The sequence below is a fragment of the Jeotgalibacillus salarius genome (genome assembly GCF_004405125.1).
In the GTDB taxonomy this organism is placed as follows: Bacteria; Bacillota; Bacilli; order Bacillales; family Jeotgalibacillaceae; genus Jeotgalibacillus; species Jeotgalibacillus salarius.
Genome location: NZ_SORX01000012.1, coordinates 1 through 25631, shown reverse-complemented (window position 1 = coordinate 25631; position 25631 = coordinate 1). Strand labels below are relative to the sequence as shown.

Genomic DNA, 25631 nt, shown 5'->3' with positions numbered 1-25631 from the left:
GTGACCTTGATTGATTACTAAAGTTGACAAGAATGCGGTACGTAAAAAACGTCATGCGCGTGTTCGTACAACGATCACGGGAACTGAATCTCGTCCGCGTTTGAATGTTTACCGTTCAAACAAGCACATCTATGCTCAGCTTATCGATGATGCAAATGGCGTAACACTAGCTGCAGCATCTTCGAAAGAGCTTGGGATTGAAAGTGGCGGAAACGTCGAGGCTGCACAAAAAGTTGGCGAATCTATCGCTACACGCGCAGTAGAAAAAGGAATGAAATCAGTCGTATTTGACCGTGGAGGATATCTTTACCACGGCCGCGTGAAAGCTCTTGCTGAAGCTGCACGTGAAAATGGACTTGAATTTTAATAGAAAAAGGAGGGACAATCCAGATGCGTCGCATTGATCCAAACAAACTTGAACTTGAAGAACGCGTAGTTACGATTAACCGTGTCGCTAAGGTTGTTAAAGGTGGTCGCCGCTTCCGTTTCACTGCTCTAGTAGTAGTAGGAGACAAGAATGGCCATGTAGGTTTCGGTACAGGTAAAGCCCAAGAGGTTCCTGACGCAATCCGTAAAGCAATCGAAGACGCTAAGAAAAACCTGATTGAAGTACCAATGGTTGAAGGAACAACTCCTCACCTTGTTACAGGCCGCTTCGGAGCAGGCTCAATCTTAATCAAACCAGCATCTCCTGGTACAGGAATCATCGCTGGTGGACCAGTTCGTGCGGTACTAGAACTTGCAGGTGTCCACGACATTCTTTCAAAATCACTAGGTTCTAACACACCAATCAATATGGTTCGCGCCACTCTTGACGGCCTTAAGCAGCTTAAGCGTGCGGAAGACGTTGCTAAGCTACGTGGTAAGTCAGTGGAAGAACTGTTAGGATAAGGAGGGATAAGTGATGGCAAATAAACTAGCAATTACCCTCACTCGCAGCGTGATCGGACGCAGTAAAGATCAGCGCGCAACAGTACAGGCTCTTGGTCTTCGTAAGACTAACCAGACTGTTGAGCAGCAGGATAACGAAGCTATCCGCGGCATGATCAATAAAGTGTCTCACCTGTTATCAGTTAAAGAAATCTAATTTGATGTTTATCAACAAGGAGGTGCCACTATGAAACTTCATGAGTTAAAACCTGCAGAAGGATCTCGCAAAGAGCGCAATCGCGTTGGACGCGGAATCGGTTCTGGTAATGGTAAGACTTCAGGTAAAGGCCACAAAGGTCAAAACGCTCGTTCAGGCGGAGGCGTAAGACCAGGCTTTGAAGGTGGTCAGAACCCATTAGCACGTCGTCTTCCAAAGCGTGGATTTACAAACATCCACCGCAAGGAATTTGCGATTGTTAATCTGGACACACTTAATCGTTTTGACGAAGGTACGGAAGTAACACCGGAACTTCTAATCGAAACTGGTGTAGTAAGCAAGGAATTAGCAGGAATCAAAATTCTTGCTAAAGGTAACGTAGAGAAGAAGCTGACTGTTAAAGCTCACAAATTCTCTTCTGCTGCTAAAGAAGCAATTGAAGCTGCCGGCGGAACAACTGAGGTGGTTTAATGTTTCGGACAATCTCCAATTTTATGCGCGTGGGTGATATAAGAAATAAAATTATTTTCACCCTTTTAATGTTGGTGGTCTTTAGGATCGGAACTTTCATCCCGGTACCGGGTGTAGATGCACAAGTTCTTCAGGCACAGGATGAAATGGCCGGCCTGATCGGATTTATGAATACATTCGGCGGTGGAGCATTAATTAACTTCTCGATCCTGGCGATGGGCATTATGCCGTATATCACGGCCTCCATCATTGTACAGCTTTTGCAAATGGACGTTGTTCCGAAATTTGCTGAGTGGTCCAAACAGGGAGATGTTGGACGTCGTAAGCTGACTCAGTTTACACGTTACTTTACGATTGTTCTGGCATTTATCCAGGCAATCGGAATGTCTTATGGCTTCAATCGAATGTATGGCGGATCATTGATTCCTGATACTTCGATTACAACGTACATGCTTATTGCAATCGTACTGACAGCCGGGACAGCCTTTTTAATGTGGTTAGGAGAGCAGATCACAGCAAAGGGTGTTGGAAATGGTATTTCTATCATTATCTTTGCGGGTATCGTGGCCGCTATTCCTAATGGCGTTAATCAGTTATATGCACAGCAGATTGAGGGTGCCGGGGAACAGCTTTTCCTTAACATCGTCGTTCTGTTATTACTGGCATTGGCGATTGTTGCAATTACAGTTGGCGTAATTTTCGTCCAGCAGGCATTGCGTAAGATCCCAGTTCAGTATGCAAAACGTGTAGGCGGCAAGAATGCACCGGCAACGGGCGGACAGTCGTCACACATTCCATTGAAAGTGAATGCTGCAGGGGTAATTCCGGTCATCTTCGCGATTTCCTTTATTATCACACCGCAGACACTCGTTACTTTCTTTGGTCAGAACAACATTACAACAACGATTCAGGAAGTGTTTGATTACACACAACCAATCGGTATGACGATTTACGTTGGACTGATCGTTGCGTTCACGTATTTCTACGCATTCATTCAGGTGAATCCGGAGAATATGGCAGAAAACCTTAAAAAACAAGGTGGTTATATTCCAGGAATCCGTCCTGGACAAGCGACTCAGGATTACCTGACAAGCGTTCTTTACCGTTTAACATTCGTAGGTGCGATTTTCCTTTCAGTAATTTCAATCCTGCCGATTTTCTTCATTAATCTAGCAGGCCTTCCACAATCGGTTCAAATCGGCGGTACTAGCCTATTGATCGTTGTAGGGGTTGCGCTTGAAACAATGAAGCAGCTTGAAGCACAGCTGGTGAAACGGAACTATAAAGGGTTCATGAGATAATCACATGGTTTTGGGGTGCGAGCCCTGAAGCCCATCGTAAATGAGGGGGCTTACTTGTGAATATTGTTTTAATGGGATTACCTGGTGCTGGTAAAGGCACTCAGGCTGAAAGAATTATTGAAAAATATAATATCCCCCACATTTCAACAGGGGATATGTTCCGTGCAGCAATCAAAAACGGTACGGAACTTGGATTGAAGGCGAAATCGTACATGGATCAGGGAGACCTGGTACCGGACGAAGTAACGATCGGTATTGTTCGTGAACGATTAAGCAAAGATGATTGCCAAGAAGGGTTTCTGTTAGATGGATTCCCGAGAACAGTGGCACAGGCCGATGCGCTTGATGCATTACTCAAAGATCTTGGCAAAGAACTTGACTATGTTCTAAACATTAAGGTGGAAAAAGAAGAACTGATGACGCGTCTTACCGGCCGCTGGATTTGTAAGACCTGCGGTTCGACGTATCACACAGTATTCAATCCTCCTGCAGTTGAAGGCGTATGTGATAAAGACGGTGGAGAACTATACCAGCGTGAAGATGACAAGCCTGAAACTGTACAAAATCGTTTAGATGTTAATATGAAGCAAACTCAGCCGCTTCTCGACTTTTACAGTCAAAAAGGTGTGTTGAAAGACATTGACGGCCAGCAGGATATCAATAAGGTATTCACTGACGTTGATGAATTGCTTGGGGGCCTTCGCTAATGATCATTTGCAAGACTCCTCGCGAGATTGAGATCATGCGCGAAGCAGGCAAGATCGTTGCGTTAACCCATCAGGAGCTGCAAAAGCATATAGTGCCTGGTATCACAACGAAGGAACTTGATGAGATTGCTGACCGGTTTATCCGTCAGCATGACGCGGTTCCATCCTTCAAAGGATACAACGGTTTTAGTGGAAGCATTTGTGCATCTGTTAACGATGAGCTCGTACACGGAATCCCAGGTAGCCGAAAGCTGAAAGACGGCGACATTATCAGTATTGATATTGGCGCAAAGTACAAAGGCTATCACGGTGACTCAGCCTGGACTTATCCTGTAGGAACGATTCCGTCAGAGATACAGAAGCTGCTTGAGGTTACGGAAGAATCACTCTACCGTGGCCTGGAAGAAGCTAAACCGGGTGTTCGTCTATCGAACATCTCTCATGCTGTTCAAACGTATGCTGAAGAAAACGGTTTTTCAATCGTACGGGAGTATGTGGGGCACGGTGTAGGGCAAGACTTACATGAGGCACCGCAAATTCCTCATTTTGGTCCACCTGATAAAGGACCTCGCCTGAAGCCCGGCATGGTACTAGCGATTGAACCGATGGTGAATGCAGGAAGTCGCTATGTCAAGACACTTGCTGATAACTGGACAGTCGTAACAGTTGATGGTAAAATGTGTGCGCACTTTGAACACACAATTGCGATCACGGAAGATGGTTACGAAATCCTGACAAGAACCTGATTGAAGGTGATCCTTTTTGTTTGAATCCGATTCGCCCCCCGGGATAGGGCAAATTGTGCAGGTGAACAAGGGCCGCGATACCGGTGTATATGCGGTTGTCATTCATCGGTTAGATGAAAAGTTTGTTTTAATTGCGGACGGTGAAAACCGGAAGTTTGACCGGCCGAAAAAGAAAAACATCCATCATTTGACTTCATGCGACTATGTATCCCCTGAAGTTCAAAATAGTATATCCGAAACAGGGCGTGTGACGAACGGCAAGCTGCGTCATGCAGTTACTGCATTTGTCGGCACTCTGTAAGATTGATAAAGAAGGGAGATTTGTTCGATGGCGAAAGACGATGTTATCGAAATTGAAGGCACCGTTGCTGAAACTTTGCCTAATGCAATGTTTAAGGTAGAATTAGAAAATGGTCACACGGTGCTAGCACATGTGTCCGGCAAAATTCGTATGCACTTCATTCGAATCCTGCCAGGCGACAGAGTCACAGTGGAGTTATCTCCATATGACCTTACTCGCGGCCGTATCACTTACCGTTACAAATAATCTTTTGCACTCCGAACCACTAAGGAGGTTTAGATAAGATGAAAGTCAGACCATCTGTTAAGCCAATCTGCGAAAAGTGCAAAGTCATCCGCAGAAAAGGTAAAGTAATGGTGATTTGCGAAAATCCTAAACACAAACAAAAACAAGGCTAATAAAGAAGGAGGTGCTCATGTAAATGGCACGTATTGCTGGAGTAGATATCCCTCGCGATAAGCGCGTTGTGATTTCTCTAACGTATATCTTTGGTATCGGTAAATCAACTGCAGGTCAAATCCTTAAAGAAGCTGGTGTTTCTGAAAACACTCGCGTTCGCGATCTGACTGAAGATGAACTTAACAAAATCCGTGAAACACTTGACAGCTATAAAGTGGAAGGTGACCTTCGTCGTGAAACGTCACTTAACATTAAGCGTCTAATGGAAATCGGTTCATACCGTGGTCTTCGCCACCGTCGCGGTCTTCCTGTAAGAGGACAGCACACGAAGAATAACGCACGTACTCGTAAAGGTCCTCGTAAGACTGTAGCGAACAAGAAAAAATAATTAGGTAAAGGAGGTTACTTCCTACAATGGCACGTAAACAACAAACTCGTAAGCGTCGTGTGAAAAAGAATATCGAATCTGGTATCGCACACATCCGCTCAACTTTTAACAACACAATCGTGATGATTACAGATACACAGGGTAATGCAATTGCATGGTCAAGTGCTGGTTCACTTGGATTCCGTGGATCTCGTAAATCAACTCCATTCGCAGCTCAAATGGCAGCAGAAACTGCAGCTAAAGCTTCAATGGAACACGGACTAAGAACGCTAGAAGTAACAGTAAAAGGTCCTGGTGCAGGTCGTGAAGCGGCTATCCGCGCACTTCAAGCTGCAGGTCTTGACGTAACGGCAATCAGAGACGTGACGCCAGTGCCTCACAATGGCTGCCGCCCGCCAAAACGTCGTCGTGTTTAATTTTTCTGTATAAGATCAGCTGATTCTGGTCAATACTGGAAGAGGCAGTTTCCTTCTTACAGAAAAGATAAATCCAGTTGTAAAGTACAATGGGAACCGTAAACATGGGGAATTTCGGAATACCTTTCCGGGGTTTCGACGTTTTGAAGGAGGGTAAATTTGAATGATCGAAATTGAAAAGCCAAAAATTGAAACTGTTGAGATCAGCGATGATGCCAAGTACGGAAAATTCGTTGTAGAGCCACTTGAACGTGGATATGGGACAACTTTGGGTAACTCCTTGCGTCGTATCCTGTTATCTTCACTTCCTGGTGCAGGCGTAACGTCAATTCAGATTGATAGTGTACTGCATGAATTTTCAACGATCGAAGGCGTCGTAGAAGATGTTACAACAGTTGTAATGAATATCAAGAAACTGGCATTGAAGATCTATTCAGATGAAGAAAAAACATTGGAAATCGATGTTCAGGGTGATGGTCAGGTAACAGCAGCCGATATTACTCACGACAGCGATGTAGAGATTCTTAACCCGGATCTATACCTTGCAACAGTTGGGAAAAACGGTCACCTTCGCATGCGTTTAACTGCATCAAGAGGACGCGGTTACACACCAGCAGTCCAGAACAAACGTGAAGACTTACCAATTGGTGTGATTCCAGTTGATTCAATCTACACACCTGTTTCCCGTGTAAACTATCAAGTTGAAAACACTCGTGTTGGTCAGCTGACTAACTTTGATAAACTTTCACTTGATGTCTGGACAGACGGAAGCATTGGCCCGAAAGAAGCTGTTGCTCTGGGTGCTAAGATTCTGACTGAACACCTTAATATATTCGTTGGATTAACCAATGAAGCGCAAAATGCAGAAATCATGGTAGAAAAAGAAGAAGATCAGAAAGAGAAAGTATTGGAGATGACAATCGAAGAGCTTGATCTGTCTGTGAGATCTTATAACTGCCTGAAACGTGCAGGAATCAACACAGTCCAGGAGCTGGCTAACAAGTCAGAAGAGGATATGATGAAAGTGCGTAACCTTGGACGTAAATCCCTTGAAGAAGTTAAGGCTAAATTAGATGAACTTGGGTTAGGCCTTCGTAAAGAAGACTGATTGACCAATAGAACAGAATTTTAATAAAGGAGGGAACCCTTCATGGCTTACAGAAAGTTAGGACGTACAAGCTCTCAGCGTAAAGCACTTCTACGTGACCTTACAACGGACCTTATCGTCAACGAACGTATTGAAACAACTGAAGCTCGCGCTAAAGAACTTCGCTCTACAGTAGAAAAAATGATCACTCTCGGTAAACGTGGTGACCTGCACGCACGTCGTCAGGCAGCTGCTTACATCCGTCGTGACCAGGCAACTGTTAAGAACGAAGAAGGCGAAGAGTCAACAGTATATGCTCTTCAAAAGCTTTTCAACGATGTAGCACCTCGTTACACTGAGCGTCAAGGTGGATACACTCGTATCATGAAAGTTGGTCCTCGTCGTGGAGACGGCGCGCCAATGGTAATCATCGAATTAGTATAATTCGATCTACACACTGAGAGGGCGGAGCCTAACTGCTCTCGCCCTCTTTGTTTAACGATTCATACGACACGCAAAAAGCAGAGCGCTACGATGGGCAGGTTCGCCTGTCCCGTCTAGCTCTAAGCACCTCATTCATCCATCGTCACAATGGATACGGAAATCTATAAGTTTGAAAAAACATGCGCATTTCCTTGAATGAGGTGCGCGCTTTTTTTGTATTAAGCTATGTTAAACTCCAGGAGAGTTTGATGAAGTTTAGTATAAAAATTTTATCAGTGAAAATAAACGAGAATTGATCTTCGCTCCAGGCGGATGCTTTCCGCGCAGCCAGCGGTGAGCCTCCTTGCGCTGGAGTCACCGCCATCCGCTACGATCAATTTTCTGAATATGATTTTTAATAATCTATATAACTGTCTTAGCTATTTCATTTTAAAAGCAAGTACCCTTTAATTAAAACTCAGCTGCTGATTGGAGTGCAGTGGTCTTCTGCCCGAGGAGGCTCGAACGTTCGTCCGCGGAAAGCGAAGCCCTGCACGGAAATCAGCAGCGATTCTTAAATGAAAACCTTTTTAACCATCCGGCAGAGCAGAGAATAGTTGAAAGGAGTTCCGGTATCATGCGCAATATGATTTCACTGCAAAATATTACTTTTAAATATCCCGGAACCGAGATAGAAGTATTAAAGAATGTGTCTATTTCAGTTAAAGAAGGAGAGTGGACAGCCATTGTCGGCCATAATGGATCAGGCAAATCTACGCTCGCTAAGCTGATGAATGGCCTTTATTTTCCGGAACAGGGGTATGTAACGATTGCAGATATTGAATTAAATAAGGATACAGTCTGGGATACGCGCCGGCATATTGGAATGGTGTTCCAAAACCCTGATAATCAGTTTGTCGGGACGACTGTTCAGGACGACGTAGCATTTGGGCTTGAAAATCACGGGATTCCACAGGAAGTCATGGTGGAGCGTGTGCAGACTGCCTTGAAGCAAGTAAAGATGGATGACTTTTTGGATCAGGAACCGCACCATTTGTCTGGCGGACAGAAGCAACGTGTAGCCATGGCGAGCGTCCTTGCGCTGAGGCCGGACATCATTATTCTTGATGAGGCAACATCTATGCTTGATCCTGCAGGCCGTGCTGAAGTGATTGAGCTTGTCAGAGAGCTTAAAAGAGAAGAAGATATGACGGTGCTGTCGATTACACATGACCTTGAAGAAGCTGCAAAAGCAGATCGTATCATTGTCATGAACCAGGGAGAAGTCTACCGTGAAGGAACCCCTGAGGAAATCTTCGCACTTGGCCAGGAGCTTGTGGCACTTGGGTTAGACCTGCCATTCCCTTTAAAAATGGCGCACGTACTAAACGAAAAAGGAATTCCGCTTGAGCGAAAGCCTTTGACGGAAGAAGAGTTGGTGAATGAACTATGGACATCCTTCTTGAGCAAGTAGAATACCGCTATGCGGCGAATTCTCCATTTGAAAAAAAAGCAGTGGAAGAAGTGAGCTTTAAGATTCCTGAAGGTCAATGTACTGCAATTATCGGTCACACAGGCTCAGGGAAATCTACATTACTATTACATTTGAATGCGTTGTTAAAGCCGACGTCAGGCAGCGTAAAGATTGGCGACCGGACTGTTAAATCGGGTCGTAAAGAAAAAGATTTAAAGCCAATCCGTGAAAAAGTTGGGATCGTGTTTCAATTCCCTGAACAGCAGCTGTTTGAAGAAACGGTTATGAAGGATATTTGCTATGGGCCGATGAATTTCGGCGTCTCAGAAAAAGAAGCGAAGAAGCGTGCAGCATACTGGTTAAAGGAAGTTGGCATGCCTGAAGATGTGCTTGAAAAATCTCCATTCGATTTATCAGGAGGGCAGATGCGACGTGTAGCGATTGCAGGCGTGCTTGCAATGGAGCCTGAAGTCCTTGTGCTGGATGAACCTACTGCGGGTCTTGACCCCCGCGGCAGACGCGAAATGATGGAGATGTTTTACCGGCTTCACAAAGAGCGCGGCATTACACTTGTTCTTGTTACACACAGCATGGAAGACGCTGCACGCTATGCAGATAAAGTAGTTGTCATGCATAAAGGAAGAAAAGTACATGAAGCGCCTCCGCGTGAATTATTCAGTGATGCAGAAAGACTCAGTGAGTGGGGGCTTGGTATTCCTGAAGTTGTTAAATTCCAGCGGATGCTTGAAGCGAAAAGCGGGAAAACGTTCCCGAAAGTCTGTCTCACAATGGATGAGCTTGCCGAGATGCTGAAGCAGGGAGGCGGCCTGTCATGATGGAAAAAATGATTTTCGGTCGATACATTCCGGCTGATTCAATTGCTCACAGAATGGACCCGAGAGCAAAGCTGATCTTTGTTTTTGCATTTATTGCGATCATTTTTATCGCAGACGATGTGTGGGGATACTTGATTGCGGCAGTGTTTACTTATGCCAGCATCAAACTGTCCGGTCTTTCACTAAGGTTTTTAATTAGCGGGTTAAAACCCGTTATGATCTTAATCGCATTTACATTCCTCTTACAGCTGTTTTTTGCCCGTGAAGGGAATATCGTGCTGGAGTTAGGATTTATTAAGATCTATGAGGAAGGGATCCGTCAGGCATTCTTTATTTCAATGAGATTTACATTGCTGGTCTTTATGACATCACTACTGACACTGACAACAACACCAATTTCAATTACAGACGGTCTTGAAAGTCTGCTGAATCCGTTGAAAAAAATAAAGTTTCCGGCACATGAGCTGGCACTGATGATGTCAATTGCACTGCGCTTTATTCCGACTTTAATGGATGAGACGGATAAAATTATGAAAGCACAAATGGCACGCGGATCGGATATGTCGAGCGGACCGCTTAAGGATCGTGTGAAAGCGATTGTGCCGCTGATGATTCCGCTCTTTGTCAATGCATTCAAGCGTGCAGAGGATTTGGCTACTGCCATGGAAGTTCGCGGATATCGTGGTGGAGAAGGCAGAACGAAGTATCGTCTGCTGGTCTGGCAGGCGCGTGATACACTTGCGCTGCTGTCACTTATCATCCTGGCAGGAGCACTCACAGCATTCCGTTTTTGGATTTAAGGAGAGAAAGCGATGCGTATTAAATGTACAGTTTCATATGACGGCTCACAGTTTTATGGTTATCAGGTACAACCGGGGCAGCGATCGGTTCAGGGTGAGCTTGAACAGGCGCTTCAGGAAGTGCATAAGGGTGAATTTGTCCGTATTACCGCCAGTGGGCGCACCGATGCGGGTGTTCATGCGATGGAACAGGTTTTTCATTTCGATACAGCACTTCAAATACCAGTTGATAAATGGCCTGTAATCTTAAACCAGAAGATCGGGCGTGATGTCGCTGTATTAAGCGCTGAGAGAGTGTCTGAAGCGTTTCATGCGCGTTTTGATGTAAACACCAAAGAGTACCGTTATATCGTTGACAGAAGCGCTATAGCAATGCCATTCAGACGTCATTACACTGTTCACTATCCACACCGGATGAATATAGAAGCAATGCGCGAAGCAGCGGTTCATTTAGAAGGAGAGCACGACTTCACCAGCTTCTCCTCAGCCAAAACAGAAGTCGTTGACCGTGTAAGGATCATAGATTTTATTAAAATTGAAGAGCTGGAGAACGAACTGATTTTTCGTGTGAGAGGCAACGGTTTCCTGTATAACATGGTCCGGATTATCGCCGGCACGCTGCTGGAAGTCGGAAATGGCAAGTATCAGCCGGAAGAAATCGTTGAAATGATTGAAGCGAAAGATCGAAATGCAGCAGGAAAAACGGCTCCGGCTCATGGATTGTACTTGTGGGAAGTAAACTATTAAAAGTCTTTCAATGCCCGTCAACGGAAAACATCAGCGTTTTTTCGAAAAGTTTTATTAAAGCTCATTAATATTTCTGCACAGCTGATGACTGGAGCGAATGTGACGGCCCAGCGCCCGGCTACAGAAAGCATCCGGCCGAAGCGGAAATCAGCAGACAACTTTAAAAGAATCATTAAAAACCAAAAAAAATTACTAAAACAACTAATCCGGGTGTAACATCCCCTTGACATCAGACACCAAACGTTATAAGATATCCTATGGTATGTATTTCACCCTCATGTGAGACCCGGACCTTACAACGAGTGAAGTGTTATAAATACGGCTAATTAATTGAAGTGATTCATAACGATATAATCTTATTTAGGAGGTAAACTCATGCGTACAACATTTATGGCTAAAGGCCACGAAGTAGAACGCAAGTGGCTAATTGTAGATGCTGAGGGCCAGACTCTTGGACGTCTATCAAGCGAAGTAGCTGCGATTCTACGCGGTAAAAATAAACCGACATTCACACCTAACGTTGACACTGGTGATCACGTGATCATCATCAACGCTGACAAAATTCAACTTACAGGTAAGAAGCTGACTGACAAGATCTACTACCGTCACAGCATGCACCCAGGTGGACTTAAGCAGCGTACAGCACTAGAAATGCGCACTAAGTACCCACGTCAAATGCTTGAGCTTGCGATCAAAGGTATGCTTCCAAAGAATTCTCTTGGACGCCAGACGATCAAAAAGCTTCACGTATACCCAGGCGCTGAGCACCCGCACCAGGCTCAAAAACCAGAAGCGTACGAACTACGCGGTTAATTTAATTTAAGAGGAGGTAACTATCTTGGCACAAGTTCAATATATCGGCACAGGCCGTCGTAAGAGCTCTACTGCTCGTGTACGTCTAGTACCTGGTAACGGAACAATCGTTATCAACGGACGCGACGTTGAAAACTATATCCCATTCGCAACTCTACGCGAAGTAATCAAGCAGCCACTTAACATTACTGAAACACTTGGAAGCTACGACATCCACGTAAATGTTAACGGTGGTGGTTACACTGGACAAGCTGGAGCAATCCGTCACGGAATCTCCCGCGCACTTCTTACTGTAGATCCAGAATTCCGCGGCTCACTTAAGCGCGCAGGTCTTCTGACTCGTGATTCTCGTATGAAAGAGCGTAAGAAGCCAGGTCTTAAAGGCGCACGTCGTGCACCTCAGTTCTCAAAGCGTTAATTTTCTTTTTCGCTTACACAAACCCTCAGGCAGCTGCCTGGGGGTTTTTCTGTGTGAGTTTGTGAGTTTGCGTGGTGAATTTGTCAGTTCAGCTGTCTAATTCGTCAGTTCAAGCCACACTTTGTCAGCTTAGTACCATTTGACCTACTCACCGTTCAAACCAAAAAACCCCACACACCTGGGTGTATGGGGCACAAAATCATTGAAGTTTGCTTAAGTCATGAAATGTTGGCTTCAATGCATCATAGACATTTTGAAATATCGGATAGATCTCCTGGTAACGCTTATGTTTCTCCAGATCCGGATAAACCGCATCAGTCATTGGGATTTTATCTTTAATGCCGGTCAGATTAGCTGCTTCCCCAACAGCATGCAGACTGATCCAGGCAGCTCCCCATGAAGAGCTTTGATGCGAGAGTGGCAGTTTAATTTCCTTGCCGAAAATGTCAGCCATCATCTGCACCCACTCTTTAGAACGGGCAAAGCCGCCGCTAGCATAGATGCTTTTCGTATCGCCTGTTAGTCTTTCCAGAGAGTTTTTGATCGTTAAGATGTTAAAAAGCACACCTTCCAATCCCGCTTTCACCATATGTTGATGTGTATGATTTACGGTAAGTCCCACAAAAGCGCCTTTTGCATTGGCATCCCAGTGTGGTGCACGTTCCCCGCTTAGATAAGGTAAAAACAACAGTTTTCCTGCGCCTGGTTCGATTTCTTCAAGTGATTGAATCAGTAGAGCAGAAGGATCTTCTCCATTCTGAAGCGCATTGGCTGCTGCCTCATGACCAAGGACGTCCTTCAGCCACTTCAGCACATTTCCACCATTGTTTGTTGGACCACCAAGCACCCATAGATCATCTGTGAATGCGTAACAGAATGTTTCCTGATGACGATCAGTGTGTGGAGCCTTTGACATTTGTCTGATGGCTCCGCTTGTCCCGATTGTAATGGCAGCTTCTCCAGGTTCAATGGCACCAATTCCGAGATTAGCGAGCGGTCCGTCACTTCCCCCGGCTGCAAAAGGTGTATCACAGTTAAGACCCATCGCTTCAGCAATTTGAGGTTTTAGTCCATTAAATATATAAGAAGCAGGTACAGGCTTTGAAAGCTGGGATTCTTCAATTGAAGCAAGCTTGAGTGCTTCGTGATTCCAGCTTCGCGTATGAATATTAAAAAGGCCTGTAGCTGAAGCGATTGAGTAATCGACTGCATCGATTCCAAACCAGCGCGAAGTTAAAAACTCTTTTATTGATAAAAATTTTGCAGCATTTAAATAAGGAGTGTACTGATTTTCCTTCATCCAGATCAGCTTTATTAAGGGAGACATAGGATGAATGGGGGTACCGCTTTTCAAATAAATATTTTCGCCTTCGGGAGACGCTTTCAATTCATCAGCCTGCTTGATGCTGCGGCGATCAGCCCATGTAATGAGGGGTGAAATCGGCTCATTATGTTCGTCTGCACAAATTAACGAATGCATGGCTGAAGATAATCCAACTGAAATGATCTCATCTGGTGAAATATGTTTGTATTGAAGCGCCAGCCGGATCGAAGTGATGGCGGCTTGTTCAATGCTGAGCGGATCCTGTTCAGACCAGGATGGTTGCTCATGTAAAGTCGGATAACCTTCTTCATGTTCTGATATGACATGTCCACTTCTATCAAAAACCACCGCTTTTGCACTGGTTGTTCCAATATCCAATCCGATTACAAATCTCTTATTCATTTTATGCACATCCTTCACGATTCTCATATTCGAAATCATAACATAACCTGAGATCAGAGGGTGCAGGACTCATTCTAATATCCCGGCAGCTTGCATATACTCCTCTAGAAAATAAGGAGGACAGGACATGCTTAGGAAATCGATGATCATCACAGCTACCGTGTTATTGATTGGCATGGCAGCAGGGGCGCTGCTTTATGCTGTGGAAGAGTGGAGTCTGCCGTTGACAGGTGAAGTGATTGTACTGGATCCGGGTCATGGCGGGCTGGACGGTGGAGCATCCTATGAAACGATTCTTGAAAAAAACCTGACACTGTCGATTGCAAAAAAGCTTCAGGCATATTTAGAGGAGCAGGGGGCCATTGTCATTCTTTCGAGGGAGACAGACCGTGATTTGGCTGCTGAAGGTACGAAAGGGTACAGAGATCGTAAAAGAGAGGATCTCAAAAACAGACTTGACCTGATTAATAACAAAGATAACGACTTATTTATCAGCATTCATTTAAATGCGATTCCTGAAGCAAGGTGGAAGGGTCCGCAGACATTTTATACCGAATACAATGATCAGAATGAGCGGCTGGCGAGGTTTGTGCAGCACGAATTGAACAGGCACATCCCGGATAGCAAAAGGAAATCCAAGCCGATTGACGGGATCTATGTGCTGAGTCATGCGGAGACACCTGGTGTGCTGGTGGAAGCAGGGTTTCTCTCTAATCCTGAAGAGCGCTACTGGCTTCTGCAGGACGATTACCAGCAACAGTTAGCGGCTGCCATTTACATTGGTATTCTGAGACATTATTCCAAAGAAGATGAGCCTCCTGAGTGAACTTGAGCGTTTCACCTATGTTATACTTGCGTAGATGAAAACGAATTCAAAAGGAGTGTCTTGTTTTGGTAACTGAACAGCAGGTAAGAGAATTGCTCGGTTCAATGAATGATCCGATTTTACATACAACGCTTGCGGAAACGGAAGGAATTGTAGAAGTAACTATTAAGGAAGAAAAGAATCACGTCAGCGTGAAAATCGCGCTTGCGAAGACAGGAACTGCTGAACAGATGCAGCTTCAGATGGCGGTAGTAGAAGCGCTTAAAGGAGCGGGAGCAGAAACGGTTGGTATCCGTTTTACAGAGCTTGAGCCTGAAAAACTGGAGAAATTCCGTGGCCAAAAAGGTGATGCAGTGGAAGATAACCTGCTTGCGCCAGGCAACAAAGTACAGTTTATCGCAATCGCCAGCGGTAAAGGCGGCGTAGGTAAATCTACAGTATCTGTAAACCTAGCTGTGGCACTTGCACGTCAGGGTAAAAAAGTTGGGCTGATCGATGCTGATATCTACGGCTTCAGCGTGCCTGATATGATGGGTATTAACAAACGTCCGGTTGTACGCGGCGAGCGTATTATCCCGGTTGACCGTAAAGGTGTTAAAGTCATTTCGATGGCATTTTTCGTTGAAGATAATGCACCAGTCATCTGGAGAGGACCGATGCTTGGTAAGATGCTGAACAGCTTCTTTACTGAAGTGGAGTGGGGCGAGCTGGATTACCTGCTGCTTGACTTGCCACCAGGTACGGGCGATGTAGCGCTTGACGTTCACGCGATGCTGCCATCAAGTAAGGAAATTATCGTTACAACACCTCACCCGACAGCTGCATTCGTTGCTGCGCGTGCAGGGGCGATGGCGCTCCAGACAGAGCACTCAATCCTTGGTGTAGTAGAGAACATGTCTTACTATGAAAGCAAGAAAACCGGCGAGCGTGAGTATGTATTTGGCACGGGCGGCGGAGAAAAGCTTGCAGATGAACTGCGTACAGAGCTGTTAGGTAAATTACCGCTTCAGCAGCCTGATTGGGATGAAGACGATTTCGCTCCATCTGTATATGCAGAAGACCATAAGCTTGGTAAGATTTATGATCAGATTGCTGAAGAAGTGATTGATAAGACAACGGAATGATTGATGTGAAACGACCTCATTTGATGGGGTCGTTTTTTATGCTTTATAACTAAAGTACAGTATGGGATCTTTTTGGAAAATGGTATCCCAAGAGGATATAATAAAATAATTAACTACGTAAGCCCGATTGTCTCAGGGGAGTTAAAGGAGGGAAACAAGTGATTGAGCAGGAATGGGAGAAAGCTAAAAAAACTGCAAAAAAATATAAAAAGCTTTTTGAGGATATGATTGTACACCCTAACTATGTAAAGTTGAATGGTGCCTATTACTTTGATGTGGCATACCTGAAAAAGGGTAGCGATCGTACTAACGGGAAAGCGATTATTCCGGGTAACAGCGGCAATGAAAAAGATGCAATGGAAATTCATGATTTAATCGTGGGTTTTCATCATACGATTATTGGAATATTCACCTCTTCTGATGAAAGGTCCAGAGTCTCACCTGTTTTTTACGAGGAAGCTTTGCAGGTATCTGAAAAAGGGACGGGTGAAAAAATAGAAAAAGGGAAAGGTGTTATTGCGGAGCTCGGTGACTTGCTAAAGTATTTGAAAGTAGAATATCAAAAAGTCACGGATTTTATCAATGGTTCTGTTGAAGTTACAGAAGAAGTAAACCGCTTTTTAACGGACCAGGCTGCTAAATTGACAGCCTGCCAGATCAATATGATCCGTCTTTCTTCAGATTTTGATGGCGTACTTGCGGATTGGAAGGAAGAGATGGAGAATCAGGGGCTTTGGGATCAATTAACCCGTGAAACACAGAAATACTACATTGGCACACTGATGGCTTCGGGGATCAAAAATAGCAGAGCACAATTCAATGAACAGCCTGTACTACCAGACGGCAGTCTTGAGAAGCAGGCAGCTTCTCTCGAAAATACATTAAAAGAAAAACAGGCGGAATGGATAGATGATTCAAGAAGTAAGTTGAGATGGCCAAAGCATTAAATCATTTTAGCTGTGCTCGAAGTAACTTACAAAATATCGTTGGGAGGGGGATATCTTATTTGATATGATATCCCTGCTTTTTTCTGTTCACAAATGATAAGCACTCATCACTGCCCCATCTCACCGCCACCTTCACTCTCACTGCCGCCGCCACTACCGCCGCCATTTCCACCACCACTGCTTTCTTCTCCACCGTCGCCAGACGCTTCCTGCTGTCCGCCTTCTTCACCCATTTCCTTAGCAGCTTCAAGCAGCAAATCCTGCATTTCCTTCTTCACAAGGGGACTCTCCATCATCTCAAGCATCAGCTTTTTCGTTTCTTCTTTATAAGCCTGGCTGTTCAGGACAGACATCGTCTGCTCATGCATGGCAGGGTCCTGCATAATGGTCAAAATCATTTTCTGATAGTCAGGGTCCTTCATCAGATCCTTTAACAGCTGTTCATGTTCAGTTTTCATGCTTTTCGCGAGCGTTTCTGCAAACTCCGGGTCTGCGAACGTTTTTTTCCAGAAATCCTGTCCTTCTTTAGACAGAAGTGTGGTCTGGATCGACTCTTTGACAATCGGCTGATCAATGACGAGCTCTTTTTTTATTTCCTCATCAGCAAGCAGCTCTTTCACTGCTTCTTTCCCGTCATCAGTTTTTAACAGGTCGGTTACCATCTGCTTTGTTTCCTCATAGCTGGTTTTTTCTTCCGCACATCCTGTTAAAAGGAGAATCAGTGCTGAACTCACTAACAATTCCTTCTTCATGTCGACACCTCCCGTACAGGCATTTTTCATAGCTTTTGCGTAAAAGGCTGAAATATACACGTTCACATCGCAGTCATGGATTTTTCACATAACGACTGGTACAATCGAATGAGAATGTGTATTTAAAGATGTGGAGGATATAGACGTGACCATACGAAATTGGATCCGTTTCTTTATGATGACACTGCTTGTCGGCGGGGTCACCACAGGGATCGTAGGCATTGCAGTCCGCTGGAGTGAGTTAACGACTCAGTTCGCGGGTGAAGATAGTATAGAGATTTTATCAGTCGTTTTATGGATGATTGGTGTCGGTATGACGTTCAGTGTGTTGAGTCAAATGGGGTACTTTGCCTACCTGACGATTCATCAGTTCGGCCTTAGTATTTTCCGATCGTTGAAGCTGTGGAACTGGGTACAGATGGTGCTGGTCGCATTTGTGCTGTTTGACTTAGTGTATTTCCGTTTTGATGCCTTTGCAGAAGAAGGAGATTCGCTGCTTCCATACTTTTCGCTGGCTGCATTTTTACTTGCAGTCGGAATCATTGTTTCATTGCTAAAAGCTAAACAGGCCAAGAGCAAAATGATTTTCCCTTCAACACTGTTCTTTATGGTCGTTGTTACAACGCTTGAATGGCTGCCGGTGCTGAGAAGTAATGAAAACTATTGGCTGATCACAATCATGTTCACGCTGATTGCAACAAACGCTTATCAAATGCTTGCGTTACCTAAATATAATGAGCGGTCTAAAAAAGATCGTGAAGCGCGTCTGGCGCGGAAAGCTGCACGTGAACAAGAAGTAAAAGCGAAGTAAAGCATGCCTGCGGGCGTGCTTTTTTCGTGTTTAGGGTGGGGTGGTGCCTGGTAGCTGCGTTCAAATCATTTGAGAGGTGATCCAATTACAGCTGGAGCTGAACCGATTGCCTGGAGAGGTGTTGCAATAATGATACCTGCAACCGTCGCTGAACCAATTAACCGGTAGGTTGTACCGAAAACCGTCAGAGGTGAACCATAAATTCCAGGAGATGAACCAATTAACCTGCTATCCACCTAATTGGGCTGCAAAACCGCCCGGCCATCACACCCCAAAAATTTCCCCATTAAAAAAAGCCCTTAAATCAGGCTTCTTTTAACTCCGTATACACAACCAGCCGCTGATTATAATTATTCGAACCACGATCATAATCACCCGTACACGTAATCAGATTTAAAGACCGGTCCGTTGTATAACCGAAGATCTCTTCAACTGGTGCATCATCCCACGGATATTCCACCATGTCAGTCACGACGAAAACGAGCTGACTGCCTTCTTCATCGCTCACAATGATTTCATCTCCGACAGAAAGAAACTGCAGGTCATAGAAAATCGCTGCACCCTCATAGCTGTCGACATGTCCACCAATCACAGCATTACCCTGACTGCCTGGTTTATAGCCTTTTTCATACCAGCCTGTTGTCTCAAAGCTTTCTGTAACAGCCATTTCACCTGCTTCAGTCAGTCCGACTTTTTCAACCGGCGCTGACAATCCAATAGAAGGAATCTCAAGCTTTGACGGGATCAGACTTTTCGGAGGGTCCCAGTTTGCTGCAGGCGCCTTATCGTCCTCTTCAGCAGCAGGAGATTCTTCAACCACTTCATCAGCTGAATCTGACAGCACGTCTTCAACAGGCGGGGCAGATTCACTGGCCTCAGCGGGTTGCTCCTGTTTTGAAAACTGGTCCATCACAGATTCAACACTGCAAGCAGAAAGAAGCAGGGTGAATCCGATTAATAGTGCAAATTTTTTAATCACATCTCTCACTCCTGATGAAAAAGGGCAGGCTTCTCAGCGCTGCCCTCAATTAAAATATTTGATTACTGCTTATCAGATGCATATTTTCTGACAGCTAGTGCTGATCCACCAATCATGACGAACAATAGTGCCATCATGTAGCCAACAGGGAAGCCGTTTTCTTCAGCGGCCATACCACCCATACCAGTACTTGGCATACCAGGCATCTCGCCACCGAACTGATCCGGGAACTGATCAACAATCGCTGCTGATAGTCCTGCAGCTGGCATTGTCATATGTGCCCATGCTTCACGGATTGAGCTGTAAGCTGTTTCGTAATCACCTGCAACATAAGCATCAAATGCAGCTAGCAGCTGGCTTACGTGCTCTGTTAAACCTGCTTCAAGATCAGCAGCCGGGATACGACCTTCAGTTGCTGTGTCGAGGAATGCAGCCTGCTCAACAATGTAACCATCAAGTTCAGCTTTCGCAGCTTCCTGACCTTCAGTATCGCCTTCACCAGTTGCTACTACATAATCAACGAAGTAGCCGATATGAGATTTCCAGATCTCAGAGAACTGAGCACCAGCTTCTTCTCCATAGACAGATCCGACAGCAGCTGACAGGTCATCAGCGTTTGCATTTAATGCAGCAGCAGCCTGGTCAAAGCTTTCGGCACCATCAGCACCGTCCTGCATAGCCATTGCAGCTAATCCAGCGTGCTCAGTGAATACATAGTTTAACTGTGAACGAAGGTCTACTGCAGGTGTATCAGGATTTGAGTTTTCAAACTGATCCGGGAACTGGTCAGCGATTGCCACTGACAACTGTTCAGCAAATCCACTCATATGCATGATTGCTTCACGTTCATGTGTATAAGCTGTTTCGAAATCACCCTCTGCATAAGCGTCAAAAGCCATTAACAGCATATCAATGTGCATTTGAAGTCCTTCTTCAAGTGCAGCAGCAGGTAGGCGATCTTCTGTAGCAGTTGCAAAGAATGCAGCCTGTTCTACTTTGTATTCCTCAAGTTCAGCAAGTGCCTGATCAATGCCTTCCTGGTTTCCTTCAGCAGTTGCTGTGACATAATCAACAAAGTAACCAATATGAGAGTTCCAGATCTCAAGGAACGCAGCACCGTTTTCTTCACCATATACAGAAGATACAGCAGCAGCGATATCATCTGAATTAGATGTTAATGCAGCAGCAGCCTGATCGAAATCTTCAGCACCGTCTACACCTTTACGCATTGCTTCGATTGCAAGAAACGCGTGCTCAGTTAGAGCAGTATCGAGTGTGATGCGAAGTTCAGCAGCTGGTGTTGCTGTGCCCATTTCCATTCCTGACTCAGCACTGCCTGAATGATCTCCGTGATCCTCTGCAAGTGCAGCTGTTGGCATTAATAACATAAGACTCATTGGGACAACTAACATACTTTTTTTCAACTTCATGTGTAAAATCTCTCCCTTTTCCAACTTAATTTCCAGCGTGAAAATTAAATGTGCTTATTTTTAAATGTGATAGCAGGTTATTTCAAAGAAGTGTGTCTGACTTCTTTACAATTACACAGCCGGGAGAGACTCATCTAAAGTTGAAAAGTCGTCCGTATGTACAGGAGCAAAGAGTGATGTTGGACCGCATATAAAATAAAAACATTTAGAACTTTTTCGCTGGTTATTTCTTTACTTCCCTAAAGGATTTTGAATTAAACATTTTTTATAAATAATAAAGAATAATTTCTTTATTTTAAATATTAAGTGCTTTGTACCTAAAAAACGTTTATAAAAACACTTGTTTCAACAAGTTTTAGGTATAAAGATAGATTATATAATAATATTAAAATAATATTAAAATATCTCGTGACACGAAAAAGAGCGGGCTGTGTAAGCGCCGCTCTTTTTTAATCAGTATTATTTATTATCAGAAGCAAACTTTCTAACCGCGATTGCTGATCCGCCAACCATGACAAATAGTAGTGCGATCAGGTAACCAATCGGGAAGCCGTTTTCATCAGCTGCTCCGCCCATACCTGTGTTTGGCATCTCAGCAGGCATTTCATGACCGAACTGCTCAGGGAACTGATCTGTGATTGCTGCTGATAGTCCTGCAGCCGGCATTGTCATATGTGCCCAGGCATCACGAATTGAGTTGTAAGCAGTATCATAATCACCTGCCACATAAGAGTCAAATGCAGTCAATAACTGATCAACGTGTGCAGTCAAACCTTCTTCAAGAGCTGGAGCTGGTGTGCGTCCTTCAGTTGCAGTATCAAGGAATGCAGCCTGTTCAACGATATAACCATCAAGCTCTGCTTTCGCAGCTTCCTGACCTTCAGTATCGCCTTCACCAGTTGCTACTACATAATCAACGAAGTAGCCGATATGTGAGTTCCAGGTTTCAGCGAACTGAGCGCCAGCTTCTTCGCCATAGACAGAAGCCACAGCAGCCGACAGGTCATCTGCGTTAGCAGTCAAAGCGCCCGCAGCCTGATCAAAGCTTTCTGCACCATCAGCACCATCCTGCATCGCCATTGCAGCAAGACCAGCATGTTCAGTAAAAACATAATTTAATTGTGCGCGAAGGTCTACAGCTGGTGTATCAGGGTTTGTACCTTCAAACTGATCCGGGAACTGGTCAGCGATTGCCACTGACAACTGTTCAGCAAATCCACTCATATGCATGATTGCTTCACGTTCATGTGTATAAGCTGTTTCGAAATCACCTTCTGCATAAGCGTCAAAAGTCATTAATAGCATATCGATATGCATTTGAAGTCCTTCTTCAAGTGCAGCAGCAGGGAGGCGATCCTCTGTAGCTGTTGCGAAAAATGCAGCCTGTTCTACTTTATATTCCTCTAATTGAGCTAAAGCCTGATCAATGCCTTCCTGATCTTCTTCAGCAGTAGCCGTTACATAATCAACAAAGTAACCGATGTGAGAATTCCAGATCTCAAGAAAAGCAGCACCGTTTTCTTCACCATATACAGAAGATACAGCAGCAGCGATATCATCTGAATTAGCTGTTAAAGCGGCAGCAGCCTGATCAAAGTCTTCTGCGCCGTCAACGCCTTTACGCATTGCTTCAATTGCAAGGAATGCGTGCTCAGTTAATGCAGTATCGAGTGTAATACGCAGTTCAGCGGCTGGTGTGGCAGTGCCCATTTCCATTCCGGATTCAGCGTGTTCTGAGTGATCTCCGTGATCATCTGCAAGTGCGGCGGTTGGCATAAGTAACATAAGGCTCATAGGGACAACGAACATACTCTTTTTCAATTTCATGATTAAATCTCTCCTTTTTTGTTTTTTAATTTGAATCTGTAAAGCTAACGACGAGAGATCAGATTTGGATCACTTTTTTAAAAACTTTTTTTAAAAACAAATGCACATAATTGGATGGAGGTTGATATAAAAGGGTTTTGAGTGGTTTATTTTTTCTGAAATTTAAACTTTTTAATTAAAAATCTATGATTTCAAAAGAGATCTTGCGGAAAGTAGATGTAGAAAGAGAAGCGGGGGAGTGACCTGAACAACATAAAAAAGAAGCATCAAAATGGTTAATCATCCATTTGATGCTTCCTTCTATTTTAAACTCTAAAGTTCTGAGGCAAGAATAATGTCGCCCTCAGGAAGCTCGCTATTCGCATCCGGCTCCAGTGTGACGGCAACTGTATCCCAGTCACGTTCAGCAAACTCTTCATTCATTGAGAAGATCACAGAACCTCTTCCCTCATTATCAATGACGAAAGTTCCGGCACGTTCCGGCTGCCCATCCTGCAATAACCAAACCTGATAGACTTCTTCTGCTGAGAGTGCAGAAAGATTGGATGCCTGCACAACCAGTCTCTTTTCTTCGCCCTGATCGATAATACTCGCTGTTCCGCTTGCATCTCCCTCAGTCGGGGCAAGTTCAGCATATTGAAGAACCTGATCAATTGTCGCCTGTTCAACGATATCTGCATTATCCGAGAGTTGAGTAAACAGATAAGCATTTCCGAAAAGGGAAATCGCCAACAAAGCTGCAACCGATGGCATCATCCACTGTCTCTTCTTTTTGGAAGGACGCATAGGAGTGGATTCAGCCGGTCTGCTGCTATCCTGAGTTTCAATATGCGCAAAAATCCGTTCTTCCATTCCTGAAGGTGGTTCAACTGGCTCTGCCGCAAAAGGAAGGGCATCTTCCAGAGATCGCAAGTCGCTGAGCATCTCCTGGCAATCTGCACACTCAGACAGATGCTTTTCAAAAGCTGCTTTTTCAATATCATTTAGATGCTGGTTATAGTAATCCAGCACGCGGTCGCACTGCTGAGTCATTCTTCATGCCCTCCTTTCCCTTTAAGGCAAGCTTTCAAATGCTTAAGCGCCAGGCGGATACGTCCTTTAATCGTACCTAATGGTGTATCTGTTTCTTTAGAAATCGCCTGCTGTGTTAAACCGTTGAAATAAAACAGCTGAACAATATGCTGCTGCTCTTCTTTCAAACCGCTCATGCATTCCTGTATAGCTGAGCCCTGTTCTTTCCATTCTAAAATATCCGCCGGGGTTTCTTCTGTTACCCGCAGCGTATCTTTCTCAATATATTCAACCGTTTCATGACGATTGCGCTTGCGAAGGGCATCAAGACAAGTATTTCTTGTCATCGTTAATAGCCACGAAGAGAATTTCCCTTTCGACTCATCGTAAGGCGCGTGTTTTTTCCAAAGCTTAAGAAAGACTTCCTGGATGGCTTCCTCAGAAACTTCCTGATCCTGCGTCATTTTATATGAGAAAGAATAGATGAGCTTCTCATATTTCTGATACAGCTGACGCAAAGCTGCAGCATCCTGCTCGTGCACAACCTTCTGATACAAATCAATATCCGGCAATTGCTGTGACATGGCATACTCCTTTAAAATGACGTTTGTTCGTTAATCGTACTAAACAACCGCCATGAAAACAATTCTCTGCATAGATAACGAAAAAGAACTTCATTTGGATCACTTTTTTGTTTAAAAAATATTAGGAGAGGGAATTTAAAATATCTGCTATTCAAGAAGTTTAATTTTACTGTCTGACGAAGCCAGTAATTCAAGGATTGAAACATACTTTAAGTTTTTCGTTTTTGCCATCACCCGATACCATTTATCCCAGTCCTCTTTCATCTCTTCATCTTTATTCACTAACTCAAGCGCAACTACAGCACCTTCTATCGATTGATCAGAATCCTCCAGCGTTCCTTCATCAATAAGATAATCTACAACTAACAGCTCGTGTTCCCTTAATCTTTTCACCACAGGAGGCTGAAGAAGTTGACCTTTTGTACGATAATACGCAGGTTTAAGCTCATATTCATTGAAAAATGAAATCAGAGATAGAATGTGATTGTCCATTTCCTTTTCAGTCATCTTGTCATAACGGCCAGGATGAAGATCATAAATACCGATATCAAAGCCGGATTCAATCAACTCCTCCACAATATCGGAGTGGCGGTCCACCCATGCTGGATCAAGAAAGAAAGCAGCCTTTTGAATACCCCTTCTATTTAACTCTTCAATCAGCCAGCTGACAGAAGAATCACCGATAGTCACATTAAAAGTTAATGCAGTACCCTTATCACCCTTATAAATGATACCGGGTGAAGGCCAGACACCACTTACTTCCATGACCCTTGAAGTACCTGGAGCTAAAATAAGAAAGAAAACCATGACCATCATGATCAGTGCAGAATAAAAACGGAAAGATAAGCTCCTCAAACCAGACACCTCCATAAAAAAATCCTTGTAAAAGCTTATGAAGCAAGGGGGAGGAATAGAAGTGAATCACGCATTTCATATAAAAATTAATAACTTTCTTATTTTCTTTTTAAAAAAGTATTGACCATACCTTAAAACGATGGTAAATTAATAAGCGTCGCTTTTGAAGCGCCACACAAAATCTCATCAAAAACTTTTTCAAAAAAGTATTTGACATAATATTTTGAAAGATGTTATGATAGATTGGTCGCTTGAGAGAGCAACGCCGTATTTCTTCCTTATAAAGAAGGGAAGCGGAAAGAAGTACTTGAACCTTGAAAACTAAACAACCAAACGTCAACGTTT

General features: G+C 44.2%; 33 protein-coding genes. 24 read left to right on the top strand and 9 right to left on the bottom strand.

What is annotated here, in order from left to right:
* Positions 1-10 precede the first annotated feature (10 nt).
* The 20 genes from rplR to rpsI all read left to right on the top strand — a co-directional run bounded on the left by rplR (position 11) and on the right by rpsI (position 12414).
* On the top strand, positions 11-367 hold the full coding sequence (rplR, locus tag E2626_RS15290) for a 50S ribosomal protein L18 (protein ID WP_134382733.1): 357 nt from the start codon (positions 11-13) through the stop codon (positions 365-367).
* A 23-nt stretch (positions 368-390) separates the two neighbouring features.
* A complete protein-coding gene (gene rpsE / locus E2626_RS15285) occupies positions 391-891 on the top strand; it encodes a 30S ribosomal protein S5 (RefSeq protein ID WP_134382731.1) in 501 nt (166 codons plus the stop codon).
* A gap of 13 nt (positions 892-904) precedes the next feature.
* The gene (gene rpmD, locus E2626_RS15280) at positions 905-1087 is read left to right on the top strand and encodes a 50S ribosomal protein L30 (protein ID WP_134382729.1); all 183 of its coding nucleotides are present in this window, start codon (positions 905-907) and stop codon (positions 1085-1087) included.
* Positions 1088-1117: 30 nt separating this feature from the next.
* Positions 1118-1558: a 50S ribosomal protein L15 gene (gene rplO, locus E2626_RS15275; protein WP_134382727.1), complete on the top strand. Its 441-nt coding sequence runs from the start codon at positions 1118-1120 to the stop codon at positions 1556-1558.
* The gene (secY, locus tag E2626_RS15270) at positions 1558-2859 is read left to right on the top strand and encodes a preprotein translocase subunit SecY (protein ID WP_134382725.1); all 1302 of its coding nucleotides are present in this window, start codon (positions 1558-1560) and stop codon (positions 2857-2859) included. Before rplO ends, secY begins: the two co-directional genes overlap by 1 nt.
* Before the next feature lie 56 nt (positions 2860-2915).
* Positions 2916-3566, top strand: a complete 651-nt coding sequence (locus E2626_RS15265) for an adenylate kinase (RefSeq protein ID WP_134382723.1) — start codon at positions 2916-2918, stop codon at positions 3564-3566.
* Complete coding sequence (gene map / locus E2626_RS15260; RefSeq protein ID WP_134382721.1) at positions 3566-4312, top strand: type I methionyl aminopeptidase; 747 nt, start codon at positions 3566-3568, stop codon at positions 4310-4312. Before E2626_RS15265 ends, map begins: the two co-directional genes overlap by 1 nt.
* Before the next feature lie 55 nt (positions 4313-4367).
* Positions 4368-4613, top strand: a complete 246-nt coding sequence (locus tag E2626_RS15255) for a KOW domain-containing RNA-binding protein (RefSeq protein WP_341785747.1) — start codon at positions 4368-4370, stop codon at positions 4611-4613.
* A 27-nt stretch (positions 4614-4640) separates the two neighbouring features.
* Positions 4641-4859 carry a translation initiation factor IF-1 gene (gene infA / locus E2626_RS15250; RefSeq protein ID WP_039806323.1) on the top strand — a complete coding sequence of 73 codons (219 nt, stop codon included), beginning with the start codon at positions 4641-4643 and terminating at the stop codon, positions 4857-4859.
* Positions 4860-4897: 38 nt separating this feature from the next.
* Positions 4898-5011: a 50S ribosomal protein L36 gene (rpmJ, locus tag E2626_RS15245; protein ID WP_003156543.1), complete on the top strand. Its 114-nt coding sequence runs from the start codon at positions 4898-4900 to the stop codon at positions 5009-5011.
* A gap of 23 nt (positions 5012-5034) precedes the next feature.
* Complete coding sequence (rpsM, locus tag E2626_RS15240) at positions 5035-5400, top strand: 30S ribosomal protein S13 (protein ID WP_134382719.1); 366 nt, start codon at positions 5035-5037, stop codon at positions 5398-5400.
* 26 nt (positions 5401-5426) lie between these two features.
* On the top strand, positions 5427-5816 hold the full coding sequence (gene rpsK, locus E2626_RS15235) for a 30S ribosomal protein S11 (RefSeq protein ID WP_134382717.1): 390 nt from the start codon (positions 5427-5429) through the stop codon (positions 5814-5816).
* Between the two features lie 163 nt (positions 5817-5979).
* Entirely contained in the window at positions 5980-6924 is a 945-nt protein-coding gene (locus tag E2626_RS15230; protein ID WP_134382715.1) for a DNA-directed RNA polymerase subunit alpha, read from the top strand.
* A 42-nt stretch (positions 6925-6966) separates the two neighbouring features.
* Positions 6967-7347 (top strand): 50S ribosomal protein L17, encoded by a 381-nt coding sequence (gene rplQ / locus E2626_RS15225; protein WP_134382713.1) that lies wholly within the window; start codon positions 6967-6969, stop codon positions 7345-7347.
* A 616-nt stretch (positions 7348-7963) separates the two neighbouring features.
* The gene (locus E2626_RS15220; RefSeq protein WP_424955142.1) at positions 7964-8800 is read left to right on the top strand and encodes an energy-coupling factor ABC transporter ATP-binding protein; all 837 of its coding nucleotides are present in this window, start codon (positions 7964-7966) and stop codon (positions 8798-8800) included.
* Positions 8776-9636 (top strand): energy-coupling factor ABC transporter ATP-binding protein, encoded by an 861-nt coding sequence (locus E2626_RS15215; RefSeq protein ID WP_134382711.1) that lies wholly within the window; start codon positions 8776-8778, stop codon positions 9634-9636. The genes E2626_RS15220 and E2626_RS15215 overlap by 25 nt, the downstream gene beginning before the upstream one ends.
* Entirely contained in the window at positions 9633-10436 is an 804-nt protein-coding gene (locus E2626_RS15210) for an energy-coupling factor transporter transmembrane component T family protein (RefSeq protein WP_134382709.1), read from the top strand. The genes E2626_RS15215 and E2626_RS15210 overlap by 4 nt, the downstream gene beginning before the upstream one ends.
* Positions 10437-10448: 12 nt before the next feature.
* On the top strand, positions 10449-11183 hold the full coding sequence (truA, locus tag E2626_RS15205; protein WP_134382707.1) for a tRNA pseudouridine(38-40) synthase TruA: 735 nt from the start codon (positions 10449-10451) through the stop codon (positions 11181-11183).
* Between the two features lie 375 nt (positions 11184-11558).
* Entirely contained in the window at positions 11559-11996 is a 438-nt protein-coding gene (rplM, locus tag E2626_RS15200; RefSeq protein ID WP_134382705.1) for a 50S ribosomal protein L13, read from the top strand.
* Between the two features lie 25 nt (positions 11997-12021).
* The gene (gene rpsI, locus E2626_RS15195) at positions 12022-12414 is read left to right on the top strand and encodes a 30S ribosomal protein S9 (protein WP_134382703.1); all 393 of its coding nucleotides are present in this window, start codon (positions 12022-12024) and stop codon (positions 12412-12414) included.
* A gap of 199 nt (positions 12415-12613) precedes the next feature.
* Here the strand turns inward: rpsI and E2626_RS15190 are convergent, their stop codons facing one another.
* Entirely contained in the window at positions 12614-14140 is a 1527-nt protein-coding gene (locus E2626_RS15190; protein WP_134382701.1) for a gluconokinase, read from the bottom strand.
* A 127-nt stretch (positions 14141-14267) separates the two neighbouring features.
* Here E2626_RS15190 and cwlD point away from each other — a divergent pair, with 127 nt between their 5' ends.
* The 3 genes from cwlD (at position 14268) to E2626_RS15175 (ending at position 17037) form a co-directional block, all read left to right on the top strand.
* Entirely contained in the window at positions 14268-14966 is a 699-nt protein-coding gene (gene cwlD / locus E2626_RS15185) for an N-acetylmuramoyl-L-alanine amidase CwlD (RefSeq protein WP_244094353.1), read from the top strand.
* 65 nt (positions 14967-15031) lie between these two features.
* Positions 15032-16090 (top strand): P-loop NTPase, encoded by a 1059-nt coding sequence (locus tag E2626_RS15180; RefSeq protein WP_134382699.1) that lies wholly within the window; start codon positions 15032-15034, stop codon positions 16088-16090.
* A 158-nt stretch (positions 16091-16248) separates the two neighbouring features.
* Positions 16249-17037 carry a hypothetical protein gene (locus E2626_RS15175; RefSeq protein ID WP_134382697.1) on the top strand — a complete coding sequence of 263 codons (789 nt, stop codon included), beginning with the start codon at positions 16249-16251 and terminating at the stop codon, positions 17035-17037.
* A gap of 107 nt (positions 17038-17144) precedes the next feature.
* Here E2626_RS15175 and gerD read toward each other — a convergent pair whose 3' ends face one another.
* Complete coding sequence (gene gerD / locus E2626_RS15170) at positions 17145-17789, bottom strand: spore germination lipoprotein GerD (RefSeq protein ID WP_134382695.1); 645 nt, start codon at positions 17787-17789, stop codon at positions 17145-17147.
* Between the two features lie 145 nt (positions 17790-17934).
* On the opposite strand from gerD, the gene E2626_RS15165 reads away from it, so the two are divergent.
* Positions 17935-18600 (top strand): KinB-signaling pathway activation protein, encoded by a 666-nt coding sequence (locus E2626_RS15165; protein ID WP_134382693.1) that lies wholly within the window; start codon positions 17935-17937, stop codon positions 18598-18600.
* 65 nt (positions 18601-18665) lie between these two features.
* Here the strand turns inward: E2626_RS15165 and E2626_RS17290 are convergent, their stop codons facing one another.
* The 7 genes from E2626_RS17290 to E2626_RS15135 all read right to left on the bottom strand — a co-directional run bounded on the left by E2626_RS17290 (position 18666) and on the right by E2626_RS15135 (position 25286).
* Positions 18666-18836 carry a hypothetical protein gene (locus E2626_RS17290; protein WP_166786848.1) on the bottom strand — a complete coding sequence of 57 codons (171 nt, stop codon included), beginning with the start codon at positions 18834-18836 and terminating at the stop codon, positions 18666-18668.
* Between the two features lie 68 nt (positions 18837-18904).
* The gene (locus E2626_RS15160; protein WP_134382691.1) at positions 18905-19579 is read right to left on the bottom strand and encodes a class F sortase; all 675 of its coding nucleotides are present in this window, start codon (positions 19577-19579) and stop codon (positions 18905-18907) included.
* Between the two features lie 62 nt (positions 19580-19641).
* Positions 19642-21009 carry a copper amine oxidase gene (locus E2626_RS15155; protein ID WP_134382689.1) on the bottom strand — a complete coding sequence of 456 codons (1368 nt, stop codon included), beginning with the start codon at positions 21007-21009 and terminating at the stop codon, positions 19642-19644.
* A gap of 459 nt (positions 21010-21468) precedes the next feature.
* Positions 21469-22836: a copper amine oxidase gene (locus E2626_RS15150; protein ID WP_134382687.1), complete on the bottom strand. Its 1368-nt coding sequence runs from the start codon at positions 22834-22836 to the stop codon at positions 21469-21471.
* Positions 22837-23148: 312 nt separating this feature from the next.
* Entirely contained in the window at positions 23149-23868 is a 720-nt protein-coding gene (locus E2626_RS15145) for an anti-sigma factor (RefSeq protein ID WP_134382685.1), read from the bottom strand.
* Positions 23865-24431: an RNA polymerase sigma factor gene (locus tag E2626_RS15140; RefSeq protein WP_134382683.1), complete on the bottom strand. Its 567-nt coding sequence runs from the start codon at positions 24429-24431 to the stop codon at positions 23865-23867. The genes E2626_RS15145 and E2626_RS15140 overlap by 4 nt, the downstream gene beginning before the upstream one ends.
* Before the next feature lie 147 nt (positions 24432-24578).
* Complete coding sequence (locus tag E2626_RS15135) at positions 24579-25286, bottom strand: polysaccharide deacetylase family protein (protein WP_134382681.1); 708 nt, start codon at positions 25284-25286, stop codon at positions 24579-24581.
* Positions 25287-25631 lie beyond the last annotated feature (345 nt).

Bases quoted from the DNA above. Each gene is read 5' to 3' on its own strand.
- rpsE (WP_134382731.1), top strand. From the start codon at position 391: ATGCGTCGCATTGATCCAAACAAACTTGAACTTGAAGAACGCGTAGTT.
- rpmD (WP_134382729.1), top strand. From the start codon at position 905: ATGGCAAATAAACTAGCAATTACCCTCACTCGCAGCGTGATCGGACGC.
- rplO (WP_134382727.1), top strand. From the start codon at position 1,118: ATGAAACTTCATGAGTTAAAACCTGCAGAAGGATCTCGCAAAGAGCGC.
- secY (WP_134382725.1), top strand. From the start codon at position 1,558: ATGTTTCGGACAATCTCCAATTTTATGCGCGTGGGTGATATAAGAAAT.
- map (WP_134382721.1), top strand. From the start codon at position 3,566: ATGATCATTTGCAAGACTCCTCGCGAGATTGAGATCATGCGCGAAGCA.
- infA (WP_039806323.1), top strand. From the start codon at position 4,641: ATGGCGAAAGACGATGTTATCGAAATTGAAGGCACCGTTGCTGAAACT.
- rpmJ (WP_003156543.1), top strand. From the start codon at position 4,898: ATGAAAGTCAGACCATCTGTTAAGCCAATCTGCGAAAAGTGCAAAGTC.
- rpsM (WP_134382719.1), top strand. From the start codon at position 5,035: ATGGCACGTATTGCTGGAGTAGATATCCCTCGCGATAAGCGCGTTGTG.
- rpsK (WP_134382717.1), top strand. From the start codon at position 5,427: ATGGCACGTAAACAACAAACTCGTAAGCGTCGTGTGAAAAAGAATATC.
- E2626_RS15230 (WP_134382715.1), top strand. From the start codon at position 5,980: ATGATCGAAATTGAAAAGCCAAAAATTGAAACTGTTGAGATCAGCGAT.
- rplQ (WP_134382713.1), top strand. From the start codon at position 6,967: ATGGCTTACAGAAAGTTAGGACGTACAAGCTCTCAGCGTAAAGCACTT.
- E2626_RS15220 (WP_424955142.1), top strand. From the start codon at position 7,964: ATGCGCAATATGATTTCACTGCAAAATATTACTTTTAAATATCCCGGA.
- E2626_RS15215 (WP_134382711.1), top strand. From the start codon at position 8,776: ATGGACATCCTTCTTGAGCAAGTAGAATACCGCTATGCGGCGAATTCT.
- E2626_RS15210 (WP_134382709.1), top strand. From the start codon at position 9,633: ATGATGGAAAAAATGATTTTCGGTCGATACATTCCGGCTGATTCAATT.
- truA (WP_134382707.1), top strand. From the start codon at position 10,449: ATGCGTATTAAATGTACAGTTTCATATGACGGCTCACAGTTTTATGGT.
- rplM (WP_134382705.1), top strand. From the start codon at position 11,559: ATGCGTACAACATTTATGGCTAAAGGCCACGAAGTAGAACGCAAGTGG.
- E2626_RS15190 (WP_134382701.1), bottom strand. From the start codon at position 14,140: ATGAATAAGAGATTTGTAATCGGATTGGATATTGGAACAACCAGTGCA.
- cwlD (WP_244094353.1), top strand. From the start codon at position 14,268: ATGCTTAGGAAATCGATGATCATCACAGCTACCGTGTTATTGATTGGC.
- gerD (WP_134382695.1), bottom strand. From the start codon at position 17,789: ATGAAGAAGGAATTGTTAGTGAGTTCAGCACTGATTCTCCTTTTAACA.
- E2626_RS15155 (WP_134382689.1), bottom strand. From the start codon at position 21,009: ATGAAGTTGAAAAAAAGTATGTTAGTTGTCCCAATGAGTCTTATGTTA.
- E2626_RS15150 (WP_134382687.1), bottom strand. From the start codon at position 22,836: ATGAAATTGAAAAAGAGTATGTTCGTTGTCCCTATGAGCCTTATGTTA.
- E2626_RS15145 (WP_134382685.1), bottom strand. From the start codon at position 23,868: ATGACTCAGCAGTGCGACCGCGTGCTGGATTACTATAACCAGCATCTA.
- E2626_RS15140 (WP_134382683.1), bottom strand. From the start codon at position 24,431: ATGTCACAGCAATTGCCGGATATTGATTTGTATCAGAAGGTTGTGCAC.